General features: G+C 33.9%; 11 protein-coding genes. 7 read left to right on the top strand and 4 right to left on the bottom strand.

The window, feature by feature from the left end; genetic code table 11:
- Position 1: 1 nt before the first annotated feature.
- Both P2W75_RS19735 and P2W75_RS19730 read left to right on the top strand, forming a co-directional pair.
- Positions 2 to 1,183 carry a class I SAM-dependent methyltransferase gene (locus tag P2W75_RS19735; RefSeq protein WP_276381790.1) on the top strand — a complete coding sequence of 394 codons (1,182 nt, stop codon included), beginning with the start codon at positions 2 to 4 and terminating at the stop codon, positions 1,181 to 1,183.
- Between the two features lie 2 nt (positions 1,184 to 1,185).
- Positions 1,186 to 1,752, top strand: coding sequence for a hypothetical protein (locus P2W75_RS19730; RefSeq protein WP_207295422.1), 567 nt, complete (start codon positions 1,186 to 1,188; stop codon positions 1,750 to 1,752).
- Here P2W75_RS19730 and P2W75_RS19725 read toward each other — a convergent pair whose 3' ends face one another.
- Entirely contained in the window at positions 1,753 to 2,406 is a 654-nt protein-coding gene (locus P2W75_RS19725; RefSeq protein WP_276381789.1) for a M15 family metallopeptidase, read from the bottom strand.
- Positions 2,407 to 2,481: 75 nt separating this feature from the next.
- On the opposite strand from P2W75_RS19725, the gene P2W75_RS19720 reads away from it, so the two are divergent.
- The gene (locus P2W75_RS19720) at positions 2,482 to 4,230 is read left to right on the top strand and encodes a CocE/NonD family hydrolase (RefSeq protein ID WP_276381788.1); all 1,749 of its coding nucleotides are present in this window, start codon (positions 2,482 to 2,484) and stop codon (positions 4,228 to 4,230) included.
- 79 nt (positions 4,231 to 4,309) lie between these two features.
- Positions 4,310 to 5,548, top strand: coding sequence for a M20 family metallopeptidase (locus P2W75_RS19715; RefSeq protein ID WP_276381787.1), 1,239 nt, complete (start codon positions 4,310 to 4,312; stop codon positions 5,546 to 5,548).
- Between the two features lie 32 nt (positions 5,549 to 5,580).
- Here P2W75_RS19715 and P2W75_RS19710 read toward each other — a convergent pair whose 3' ends face one another.
- A complete protein-coding gene (locus P2W75_RS19710; protein ID WP_276381786.1) occupies positions 5,581 to 6,684 on the bottom strand; it encodes a fatty acid desaturase in 1,104 nt (367 codons plus the stop codon).
- 222 nt (positions 6,685 to 6,906) lie between these two features.
- Between P2W75_RS19710 and P2W75_RS19705 the strand changes: the two genes are divergently transcribed.
- Positions 6,907 to 7,656: a hypothetical protein gene (locus P2W75_RS19705; RefSeq protein WP_276381785.1), complete on the top strand. Its 750-nt coding sequence runs from the start codon at positions 6,907 to 6,909 to the stop codon at positions 7,654 to 7,656.
- Here P2W75_RS19705 and P2W75_RS19700 read toward each other — a convergent pair.
- Positions 7,653 to 8,474 (bottom strand): phospholipase A, encoded by an 822-nt coding sequence (locus P2W75_RS19700; protein WP_276381784.1) that lies wholly within the window; start codon positions 8,472 to 8,474, stop codon positions 7,653 to 7,655. The two genes, P2W75_RS19705 and P2W75_RS19700, sit on opposite strands and share 4 nt — an antisense overlap.
- A gap of 292 nt (positions 8,475 to 8,766) precedes the next feature.
- On the opposite strand from P2W75_RS19700, the gene P2W75_RS19695 reads away from it, so the two are divergent.
- Together P2W75_RS19695 and P2W75_RS19690 are read left to right on the top strand one after the other, a co-directional pair.
- Positions 8,767 to 10,539, top strand: a complete 1,773-nt coding sequence (locus P2W75_RS19695; protein WP_276381783.1) for a glycoside hydrolase family 9 protein — start codon at positions 8,767 to 8,769, stop codon at positions 10,537 to 10,539.
- 25 nt (positions 10,540 to 10,564) lie between these two features.
- On the top strand, positions 10,565 to 11,341 hold the full coding sequence (locus P2W75_RS19690) for a ThuA domain-containing protein (protein ID WP_276381782.1): 777 nt from the start codon (positions 10,565 to 10,567) through the stop codon (positions 11,339 to 11,341).
- 31 nt (positions 11,342 to 11,372) lie between these two features.
- On the opposite strand, the gene P2W75_RS19685 is transcribed toward P2W75_RS19690, so the two are convergent.
- Positions 11,373 to 12,164, bottom strand: coding sequence for a Fic family protein (locus P2W75_RS19685; protein WP_276381781.1), 792 nt, complete (start codon positions 12,162 to 12,164; stop codon positions 11,373 to 11,375).
- Positions 12,165 to 12,205 lie beyond the last annotated feature (41 nt).

Genomic DNA, 12,205 nt, shown 5'->3' with positions numbered 1-12,205 from the left:
TTTGAATACCTCTATTTTGCATCCCGACATTCAGGAATTTATAACCCGAAACAGCGGTGCAGATATTAAAAAATTAGCGCTTCAGAAAAATCCATTTCCGGAAACGGATTGGATTTTGATTTTAAATCAGATTGAAGCCAAAGCTAAAGCAAAAGAAAAACTGCCCACTTGGTTTAGTGCTGAAAACATTATTTATCCGAGTAAAATTTCGGTTGAACAAACCTCATCAGAAAAAACAGCTGCTTACAAAGCTTCCTTAATAAACGGTAAATCAATAATCGATCTTACAGGAGGTTTTGGAGTGGATGATTATTATTTTTCGAAGAAATTTGAAACCATTGCACATTGCGAAATCAATCCGGATTTATCTGAAATTGTAAAATATAATTATGAGCAGTTAAAGGTTACCAATTGTACTTTTTATGCCGATGATTCTTCGAATGTTTTAAATAATTTAAACAAAAAATGGGATTGGATTTACATTGATCCTTCCAGAAGAAATGATGCAAAAGGCAAAGTTTTTATGCTGAAGGACTGTTTACCGAATGTTCCCGAAAATTTAGATTTTTATTTTGAAAAAGCCGATTCTATTTTAATTAAAACAGCTCCATTATTGGATATTTCAGCCGGTTTATCAGAATTGAAATTTGTAAAAAACATTCATATTATTGCTTTAGAAAATGAAGTAAAAGAACTTCTTTTCGAAATTCATAAAAATTATAAAGGCGAAATCACTTTAAAAACAGCCAATATTCTAAAAGATAAAGTAGAAACATTTGAATTTATTCTAGATGCTCAAAATCAGTTTTCATCTTATAATCTGCCGCAGCAATATCTTTATGAACCCAATTCGGCCATTATGAAATCTGGCGGATTTGATGAAGTCAGCGCGTTTTTTCAAATAAACAAACTGCATAAACATTCGCATTTATATACTTCGGAAAATTTAATCGATTTTCCCGGAAGAAGTTTTGCTATCGAAAAAGTCATTTCGTACCATAAAAATGAAATGAAAAAAGAACTTTTAAACCAGCAGGCAAACGTTACCACACGCAACTTTCCGGAAACGGTAGAAAACATCCGCAAAAAGTGGAAAATAAAAAATGGAGGAAATACATATTGTTTTTTTACAACTGATAAAAATGATAACAAAATAGTTTTAATTTGCACAAAAATTACTTAGCAATGAAACAACTAATTACATTCACTCTTTTTTTATTAACCTTTACCGCATTTGCCCAAAAACCATGTGAGTACAGCGTAAACGTAAATGACTCTATTGGATCTTATAAAGTAACCAACGAATATTTAATAAGCGAGAAAAACTTTGGAGGAACTTTCAGTTATGTTTTCTTTTCTCTGGCACAAACAGACGGACTTCCAACATTGAATTTACAATTGATTCAAAAAAGTAAAGATTTCATCAAAGCGAATTGTTTTGATAAAAATTCAAAAATCTTTCTTCAGTTAGAAAATGGTAAAATTGTGACTTTAATGCACATTGACCAAGAAAGCTGCGGAACGCTTATCCGTGACGATAAAGGTTTTGACAACCGCGTTAACACAGGGATTTTTATGTTTATGAAAGACAATTTTGAAGAACTGAAAAAATCTCCAATTTTAATTATGAGAGTGAAATACTTAACGAATGTAGAAGATTATATTGTTAAGCGTGAATTAGTTTCGGAGCTGAATGGCAAAACGTATCAGCCAAACACCTATTTCATGGAAAACATTAAATGTGTTGAGTAATTAATTGCAATTCCATTTTTGGTTCGAAACAGCATCTTTCAAACCTGTTTTTAAATTATAATGCCACCATTCAGAATCAAATGAATTGAATCCGTTTTGAATCATTATTTTTTTCAAAAACTTTCGGTTTGATAAAATATTTTTAGAAAACTTAGTATAGTTGTGACCGGCTTCGGGACCAAAAAAGTCAAAAGAAGTTCCCATATCAAGTTCTTTTCCGTCAGCATCAACTAACGAAATATCAACGGCTCCTCCTCTATTGTGGATGGAGCCTTTTTTTGGATCTGCCACATAGCTGGGATTCGATACAATTGCCCACATTTTTTTTTGAATCGACAACGGACGATAACAATCATAGAGCTTTATTTTATACCCTTTTTTAATAAAATCTTTGTTGGCAGCAACCAATGCTTTCACTGTTTTTAAACGCAGCAAACATTCGGCACAGTCATATACTTTGGCTTTCAAGAAATTATCTTCAGTGGCATATTTCATATCATACACAAAATCTGTACTGTAATCTTTTAAGTTTACAAAAGTAGTATCAGCAATTTGTTGTTCTGTTGGAACTTCATAAGCTTCATGCTGTGCGCAGACCGAAATCGTTCCTAAAAGAAGAAGTGATAAAGATAAAGTTTTGATAAAATGTAACATAAAGTTATAATTGACGTCTTTTATGTAAATATAGAAATAATAATTAACTTCCTTTAACCCAAAAAACTAGTAATTATGATTCATAAAGCGCTATTATTATTTCTGAATTTATTTTTTGCGGTGATTTCTGTTTCTGCACAGCAAACCAAAACTGCAAAAGCAGCAGATCAAGAAAACACGTATGACATTCAGGACAGCGTGTCGATTAAAACTCGTGACGGTGCCATATTATCTGCTATGATCGCCCGAAAAAAGAACGATGCCCAACCACAACCTGTAATTCTGCAGTACACCATTTATGTTCGCGATAAAGGCAGAGATCTTAAATCCATTAAAGAATCTGTAGATAAAGGTTATACTGGAATTATCGTATATTCAAGAGGAAAACGCTTCAGTGCTAATGAAATTAATCCATACGAAGACGAAGCTAATGATGTTTATGATGCTATAGATTGGATTAGTAAACAAAAATGGTGCAACGGAAAAGTCGCCATGTACGGAGGCAGTTACAACGGATTTACACAATGGGCAGCCTGCAAAAAAATGCATTCCGCACTTAAAACAATCGTTCCTGCTGTAGCAAACAGACCCGGAATGGGACTTCCTATGGAAAACAATGTTTTTATAAATCCAAACTATGAATGGGCATTTTATGTGGGAAACAACAAATACCTTGATACTGTAACCAATAATAACCGACCTCGTTTTAGAGGTTTAAAATTTAGATGGTGGGAATCTGGAACAGCGTACAAAACATTAGACAGCATTGACGGCGAACCAAACAGATGGTTTCAAAAATGGATAACGCATCCTTCATTTGATTCCTACTGGCAGAAAATGGCGCCTTATAAAACCGATTTTGCTCAGATCAATATTCCTGTTTTAGCTTTTGACGGTTATTATAATGATTCTCAAAACTCGAGTTTGTACTATTTAAAAGAACTTCAAAAATACAGTCCAAAAACGCCTTTTTATCTGGTAATTGGTCCTTATGGACATTTTGGAACCCAGATTGGTGGTGAAGCCGTTTTAAACGATTACAAAGTCGATCCTGTTTCTTTAATCGATATAAAAAAAATCACTTATGAATGGTTTGATTATATTTTGAAAAATGGAGCCAAACCAGAAATCCTGAAAGACAAAATCAATTATGAAGTTATGGGCGCCAATGAATGGAAAAGCGCTCCTTCATTTGAAAAGATGCACAATGAATATCTGACTTTTTATTTGACTTCGGCTCCATCACAAGATTTTCGTTTAGCAGATTTTAAAAAACCAAAAAAGAAAGAATTTCTAACACAAGAAGTTGATTTTGCTAATAGAGAAATCAGCAATAACAATTACTATCCGAGTCCAATTATTCAGAAAGAAGTCAACAAAAATGATGGTTACTTTTTTATCAGCGAACCTTTGACTGAATCTTTAATAGTAAACGGTTCTTTTCTGGGAGAAATTAAACTAAGCATCAACAAAAAAGATTTGGATGTAGGCATAACAGTTTATGAAGTCACACCAAACGGAGAATATTTTCATCTTTCCTATTACATTGGCCGTGCCAGTTATGCAAAAGATATTGAAAAAAGACAGCTTTTAGAACCGAACACAATAGAAACAATTTCTTTTTCGAATACCCATTTTGTGAGCAAAAAATTAAGTAAAGGAAGCCGACTTTTGATTGGTTTGACCGTTAATAAAAATCCTTTTTCACAATTAAATTACGGAACTGGAAAAGACGTTAGCGACGAAACTATACGCGATGCCAAAGAACCTTTAAAAATTCAGTGGTATAACGACAGCTTTATAAAAATTCCGGTTTTAAAATAATTTACCTATCTGTTTTTTAACAAAATATAAAATGAACAAACAAACCATATTAGCGTTACTTTTTCTTAATTCACTTTTCATGTCGAGTATAGTCGCACAGAACAACAAAAGTGAAATCGAAACTCAAAAATCTATTCAGCTTGAAACAGATAAAATTTTCGACAAGCTCGTTGGAATTAGAAGGGATTTTCATGAGACCCCAGAACTTGCCGGAAAAGAAAAAAGAACGCAGGAAATCATAAAAAAACAATTAATTGATTTAGGTCTTAAGGTTGAAACCGATATTTATGGTTATGGCGTTGTAGGTATTTTGGAAGGTGCCAAAAAAGGAAAAAGAATAGCTTGGAGAGCCGATATGGATGCTCTTCCAAATGATTTTCCTGATAAATCTAGTTTTAAATCCAAAACAAAAGGCGTTCAGCACGGTTGTGGACACGATGTGCACATGGCAATTGCACTAGGAATTGCAGAAGTTTTAGTAAAAAATAAAAAGTCACTTCATGGTACGGTTTACTTTATTTTTCAACCAGAAGAAGAGACCTTTATTGGAGCTAAAAAAATGGTCGAAAATGAGATTTTTTCAAAATTTAAAATCGATGAGATTTTTGCGCTTCATGTAACGGCTTTACCAACTGGACAAATAATGGTAAAACCAAACGAAATGTTTGCTTACCAAAAAGAAATAGGAATACAATTTAAAACTGCATTATCGAACGAAGAAGTAAAAGATCTTTCTGCCAAAATCCGCAAGTCTTTGGTTAGAACTATTAATGATAGTAACCCTTGGGAAATTCAATCTATTTTAGATCCTAAAATTGGATTAACGAATCCAAACACCATATTTAAAGACTATTTAATTACTGAAGAAAATTTCAGAAGTTATTCTAAAAATGATACTTTTCGTGTAAATGCAGAAATCTATGAAACCGATGCAACACGATTGAAAAATATTATTCCAACTGTTGAAAATGTAATTACAGACAATAATTATGGTTCAAAATTGCTTTCTGTTTCGTTTATAAAAGAAAATCTAACTGTTTTAAATCATCCAAACTTAACAAAGACTTCTATAAATATTTTAGATAAAATCTTCGGAAAAGGATTTGTTGTTCCAGATTACGGACAAGTTCCTTATTTTAATGATGATTTCGCTTATTTTCAGCAAAAAATCCCTGGCGTTTATTTTCTCCTTGGAGGTTCTAATTTCCAGAAAGGAATCATCGCTATAAATCATGCTCCAAATTTTGAAGTCGATGAAGAATGCATTAGAACTGGAGTTAGGACATTTTCGTCATTACTATTTGAAAGAGGGAAATAAAAATATCTTATGACCATGGAGGGATTTGAACCTCAAATTTCACCCGTCATTAAAATATTTTCTTTAACTCCTTTGCCTTTCAACATTCTAAAATGGGAACGTACGGCATGATAAAAAGGATATGAAGTATACGGAAGATCATATTCTTCAGCATAACGCATTATAATCGGTGTTATGTACGGATAATACGTATGTCCTACTCCCGGAAAAAGATGATGTGCCACATGATGCGTAAAACCGCCATATAAAAAATTCGCCAATTTACTATTGGTGCTAAAATCTTTGGTCACAATCATTTGATGCACGGCCCAAGTTGCTGAAAGATTTCCTTCTTCATCCGTTCCCGGAAATTGAGCATCTTCATCAACGTGAGTAGATACCAAAGCTACAACTCCAAGAACACTTCCGCATAGGTGCATCGCAAACCAGCCTCCTAAAACAATATACCAAGGCTGATTGAGAAAAAACATTGGGATAAAAAGGATATAAAAAAGATTGATAATTTTAGCCGTGAACAATAGAAAAATTTGCCTCTTCGGAATTGTATCGACAACCTTCTTCACATAATTATTTTTAGTTCCGAAGAAATCCTTAAAATCCCGAATATAAATCCAGTTCAAGCTGTAAAGCGGGTAAATAAACCACATATAAATATGCTGGTATTTATGATAACTAAATAACGGACTGTTAGGAAAAATACGAATGATATTGCTTTGTTTAATATCGATATCCCAGTCTTGTACATTTGGGTACGCATGATGCAGATTAATATGACGGCGCATCCAAAGCCAGTGATTGCTCCCAAAAAGTTCCAGCACATACAAAAACCATTCGTTATGCTTTGCTTTTTTAAACAATGCTCCGTGAGCCGCATCATGAAAGGCATTTATAAAAAGCACAATCATGGTAAAACCACACAAAACATAAAACAAATACAAAAGAGAAGTAGTATTGCCGAAAAATAAAATACAGCCATAAAACGCAAAATACAAAACCAATAGACCTATAGATTTTACAACGTTTAAACGATAGAGTGATTCGTTTTGCAAAACAGTTTCGTTGACTTCTGTGCGCATCTTCTTAAAAAAATCATCTGAACCAGCTTTGGAATAAACCGGGCGTTTTAATTTTTCCATAATCGTATTGGCTAGAAATTGTACTATCAAATTTAATAAAAAAAAGTTAAAACTCACATAAGCAAACCATTAGAAGTAAAACTATAACCATTAAAAATGAGTAAACCAATCCCTGTTTTGAGATAAACACTTATTCTTTAAAATAAAATATCAGAATTTCATAACTTTACTATTCCGTAAAATCTACCATCTGCCTGAAACGGAAAATTCAAATTTCTTAAAATGAAAAAAAGAGAAAAACTAGAAATCATTAGAAAATACTATCCTAATGCTTTAACTACTATTGACTTCATTAATAAAATAATCGATTACGTTGAAGAAAAACTAGATCTCGAACCCGGACAAATTATGTATGCAGACAGTATTTGCAGCGACGATGTAAACAGCATACAATATCCTGTAAGAGCAAATGAATTTCTCGGCCCTTTTAAAATGGGAGGTTTAGATGGATTTCCATTTACTGGATTAACCGGAATGCAGGCATTTGCAAGTCATGTTCCAGATGATGGCGCAGTTTTCATTTATTATGGTCCACACATTGGTATTTCGAAAGAAGGCAAAATTGGAGAAATCAACCGTTTTGGGCAAATGCACGCTTCAAGCTGTTGCGGTGCAGCTCATGGCGCTTTAAGTAAACTTCAGAATAACGACATTCTGCCTGGTCATATTACCGAAATGGATTACCAGATGAACACCATCGAACAGATTCTTTACCATCAGAAAGATAAAATCCTGAATGCTGAAATTCCCCTTTATGAAACCACTGAAATTATTTATGAATCCATCGATAAAAGAATCGAAGAATTAGTATCGGCAACCCAATACAACTGCCGATACATTATTCTTGTTGGTGCAGTTTTAATTAATAGCGATAGTGATATTGGCTCATTTTCATCGACCAAAAAATTCGATGTCATCCATTTAAAAAATGGAAAGAGAGAAAATTTATTACCACTTATTAACAGCTTTTAAAAAATCCCCATATTTTCAGGCTTGATTGTAAATCCTAACCGGATCATGCTTTTATGTTCTTTATAGTCAATTAAACTTTCGGTGTAGCCCACAAACCATTGAAGCGTGACATAATAATTCTCATTTCGATACGGTCGCCAGTTTAGCTGTGTCTGCAGCGATCCGTAATTAATAAGTCCACTTCCTTTTCTAAAAAGTACATCGGCGCTCCAGCGTCCGGGTTGTATTAAATAACTCGCACTGGCTTCTCCATAACCAACGTATTGAGTCAATCCGGGATTATCATCTTTATCAACCAGCGGCACCCATCCTCTTATACCCACAGTCCATCTTGGCGAGACCTGAGATTTTAATGAAAACGCCAGCATATTCCAAGTTCTGGAATAAATAGAATCTCTTCCGTTTGATTCGTGTTCAAATGAAATCGCAGCATACGTAAGTCGTCCGCCTTTTAAATAAAACGGACGAACAATAGCAGCACCGGGATTAAAATTAATTTCCGAAAAAGGTTTTGAACTGGCATAAATATCCCAAAACGCTTTTTGTGTGTATAACAAATAAGGGAAAAAACTGCCAAACAAAGGTTTTGAAGTCAATCGAAGTTTAAAACTAACTTGGTATTTTACGTCGGCAGTATTTCGGGTAATATCCGTATTTATTGGAACTCCTGTTAAAAAGTAATTGTCACGATGAACCGAAAAGCTGTTTTCTTTTAATAATGAATCTGCCGCGCGGAAGTTTTTCTTTTCTTCTATAATTTGGGAATTTACTTTAATTGAAAAAAAAATAATAAAGAGTATAAGGTATCTAGAGTGCATTTTTATAGATTAAATTGGTATTAAAATTTTAGTATTTACACTAAGTTACACTATTTTACTCAATTCGTAAAAAATTTGCGAGCACTTTTCTAGTACATTTTTAGGTCCTAAAATCCCATCAAATACACATCATTTTGATCGTTTATTTTCATCAAACCTCAGCAAAAACAAGCCTTTTCTATAATCACTTTCATTTTTTAGTTTGATTTATAAAATGATCTAAACTTTTACTTTTTTGTAATTTGCTTTTTAAAAACCATTATTTCATTCTCTTATTTCTAAAAAACAAACTATGGTAAAAACCGGTACACCATTAAAATTTCTGGCAGTAGTTTTTTTAATTTCTGTATTTGCGTATAGTCAGCCTTCTATTTATGTCAATCAAATTGGTTTCGATCCAAAAAGTCCCAAAATAGCTCTAATAGAATATGATAGCAAACTGCCTAACACAAGTTTTGATATTATTGATATTTCATCTCAAAAAGCTGTTTTTAACGCTGCCGTTGGTTCTCCCGAAAGTATAGACGAATGGAAGCCTGGAAAATTATTTTTCAAAGCCGATTTTTCATCTTTCCAAACACCCGGAAATTACAAAATCACAATAAAAATTGCCAATCAAACTTATAGTTCAGCCACTTTTTCTATTGAAGATAATATATTGGCAAAACGAACTATTTCTTCGATTGTACATTATTACAACAAACAAAGAGCCAACACACCCGAAGAACTTGAAGCTGATAAAAACATTCTTTTGTACGGAAGCACAAAAAAAGTCGATGTACGTGGCGGATGGTGCGATGCATCTGGTGATGTAAGCAAATACTTTTCGCATCTCGCGTATGCCAATTTTGTATCGCCGCAGCAGACCCCTTTGGTAACTTGGTCGCTTATTAATACTTCTGAAACCATTTCGAAAAAACTCGTACAATGGAACATAAAAGATTCATTAGATAACGAAGCGCTTTGGGGCGCTGATTACATGATGCGTTGTTTATCTGATGAAGATTATTTTTATATGATTGTGTTTAGCTATTTTGATAAAAATCCCGCGGCTCGAAGAATTGTGGGACTGCATGCCAACAGCGTAACTACAGATGAATATCAGAGTGCTTTTCGCGAAGGCGCAGGAATGGCAATTGCGGCTCTTGCCCGAATTTCACAATGGAAGAAAAACGGCGAATTTACCTCTCAGCAATATCTCGACGGAGCCAAACGTGCTTATGCCCATCTTTTAAAATACAACACCAAATATGACGATGACGGAAAAGAAAACATCATCGACGAATATTGTGCCTTAATGGGAGCAACCGAATTATGGATCGCCACGAATGATAATTTCTACAAAGAAGAATCTCGAAAATGGGCACACAAACTCGAAAACAGAATGACTGATAAAGGCTGGTTTAAAAGCAATGATGGCAATCGTCCGTTTTGGCATGCCGCAGATGCCGGTTTACCTGTAGTGGCTTTAACCCGTTATTTGAAAAAAGAAACGGACACCAAAGAAAGAAACGCCGCTACAATGGTTATCAAAAAAGCTTTAGATTATAATTTAGCCGTTACAAACAATGTCAGCAATCCGTTTGGATATGCGAGACAAAGCTTTTTATTTCAAGGCAAAATTAAAGATGGATTTTTTATTCCGCATGAAAATGAAACCGGCTGGTGGTGGCAGGGCGAAAACGCCCGATTAGCTTCTCTTTCGACTGCAGCCGTTGAAGGTCCAAAAGTATTATCTTTCAAAAAGAACGACAGCACCAAAAAATCACTGGACCTATTTGCTTCGCAGCAGCTTTCTTGGATTTTAGGCTGTAATCCGTATTCGGTGTGTTTTATGTATGAATTTGGAGAAAAAAACGTTCCTTACATGCATTCTAATTACGGACATGGCTCCGAAAAAGGAGGTATTTCAAATGGAGTTACTGGAAAAGAAGGAAATCCAGATGGTTCAGGAATTGATTTTAAGATGGATGTAGAAGGAAATGATGAATGGCGCTGGACAGAACAATGGATTCCACATTCGGCTTGGTTTTTACAAGCCATTACAGCAACTGTTGAACCGTAATTTGAAATGTTTAAAAAACAATTACATGAAAAATTTAATACTGCTAGTTTCTTTACTGTTTTTAAACTGTTTTTCGCCGGCAGACAGTCTGGCTCAAAAAACAAAAAAATCACGCTTTAAAGCTTTAGTTTTATACGAAAATGGCGGACACCATTTAGCTTTTACGAAAGCGGCAAAACCGTGGCTGAACAAACTCGCTGCCGACAGCAGTTTTACAATTGATTATATCGAAAACACCAAAACTATAAATGAAAAACTTTTAAAGCAATATCAGGTTTTTATACAAATGGATTATCCTCCTTATACTTGGAGCGAAGAATCGATGCAGGCTTTTCAAAATTATATGTACAGCGGAAAAGGCGGATGGGTTGGATTGCATCATGCCACTTTATTGGGAGAATTTGATGGGTATCCAATGTGGAAATGGTTTTCTGATTTTATGGGCGGTATTCGATTTGTCAATTACATTCCCGATTTTGCAGGTGCGAAAGTTCATGTAGAAGATAAACTTCACCCTGTTATGAAAGGTATTCCCGCAGATTTTCTGGTTCAAAAAGAAGAATGGTATACCTATGACAAAAGTCCGCGAGAGAATGTTCAGGTTTTGGCTTCAGTAGATGAATCGACTTATGAACCGGATTCAAAGATAAAAATGGGCGATCATCCTGTAGTGTGGACAAATGATCATTTTACCTCCAAAAATGTCTATATTTTTATGGGACACGCTCCCGAATTATTTGAAAACGAAGCTTACACTACTCTGATTCGAAATTCTATTTTCTGGGCAGCAGCAAAAAGATGAAGTTGTTTAAAAACTAAATTAGAAAAGTCCCTCAAAAAAGAAAACTAAATCCTTTATTTGAATTTGATGAAAAACCATCTTCAAACTTTTTGATTTCGTTTAAAAGGTATCGCTCATATTGATTTCTCATAAAATCTCTAAAAATCTGAATATTATCTTCTTTTCGAGTATCAATTAACGCTTGGATATATTCTTGTTTATCTTCACTGTTCACAATGGCGAGTGGCAGATCGTAAAAAGCTTGAATATAATTCATAAGTAATCTTGACGTTCTTCCATTACCATCATAAAATGGATGAATACTTACTAGATTAAAATGTGCATCAAATGATAAATACAATTTTTCATCAATCGTCAAATTATCATTCATTTTAGCATTGATAAATTTAGTCAATTCATCAGTTAATCTCTCAACCTTATCATAATTGGGAAAATAAGAAACTCCTGCGGTAACATTTCCTTTTCTAAACATTCCTTTACTGGCATCTACTTCTCCTAAAATAGTATTGTAAATACCTCCAGTACTTTTCATGACGTAAGAATTAATTTCTTTAACCAAATCTGTAGTAATAGAAACTTGGTTTTTAGCTTTATCAATAATAAAATGGAGTGCTTTAAAATGATCTGTCACCATCAAAGTATCATTAATAGGTTTTCCTTTGGGAGTTAAACCATTATCTAACAGAATTTGGGTTTCCAATTCTGTTAAAGTAGACCCTTCAATTTTTGTCGAATGGTGGCTTATAGAAATCAAATTGAATTTCTCGTAATGCAATACATCAGTAATTCCTAAACTTTTATATTTTAATATAAGAGATTCCATTGATTTGTGGTATTAGAAAAGTTACTATAAAAATACAATTC

The sequence above is a fragment of the Flavobacterium sp. H4147 genome (assembly GCF_029360735.1).
Lineage (GTDB): Bacteria > Bacteroidota > Bacteroidia > Flavobacteriales > Flavobacteriaceae > Flavobacterium > Flavobacterium endoglycinae.
This window is presented reverse-complemented; position numbering and strand designations above follow the sequence as displayed.

What these genes read in the sequence shown, in the direction of transcription:
- P2W75_RS19685 (WP_276381781.1), bottom strand. Translation starts at nt 12,164, where the DNA reads ATGGAATCTCTTATATTAAAATATAAAAGTTTAGGAATTACTGATGTA.
- P2W75_RS19730 (WP_207295422.1), top strand. Translation starts at nt 1,186, where the DNA reads ATGAAACAACTAATTACATTCACTCTTTTTTTATTAACCTTTACCGCA.
- P2W75_RS19715 (WP_276381787.1), top strand. Translation starts at nt 4,310, where the DNA reads ATGTCGAGTATAGTCGCACAGAACAACAAAAGTGAAATCGAAACTCAA.
- P2W75_RS19690 (WP_276381782.1), top strand. Translation starts at nt 10,565, where the DNA reads ATGAAAAATTTAATACTGCTAGTTTCTTTACTGTTTTTAAACTGTTTT.
- P2W75_RS19720 (WP_276381788.1), top strand. Translation starts at nt 2,482, where the DNA reads ATGATTCATAAAGCGCTATTATTATTTCTGAATTTATTTTTTGCGGTG.
- P2W75_RS19700 (WP_276381784.1), bottom strand. Translation starts at nt 8,474, where the DNA reads ATGCACTCTAGATACCTTATACTCTTTATTATTTTTTTTTCAATTAAA.
- P2W75_RS19725 (WP_276381789.1), bottom strand. Translation starts at nt 2,406, where the DNA reads ATGTTACATTTTATCAAAACTTTATCTTTATCACTTCTTCTTTTAGGA.
- P2W75_RS19695 (WP_276381783.1), top strand. Translation starts at nt 8,767, where the DNA reads ATGGTAAAAACCGGTACACCATTAAAATTTCTGGCAGTAGTTTTTTTA.
- P2W75_RS19705 (WP_276381785.1), top strand. Translation starts at nt 6,907, where the DNA reads ATGAAAAAAAGAGAAAAACTAGAAATCATTAGAAAATACTATCCTAAT.
- P2W75_RS19710 (WP_276381786.1), bottom strand. Translation starts at nt 6,684, where the DNA reads ATGGAAAAATTAAAACGCCCGGTTTATTCCAAAGCTGGTTCAGATGAT.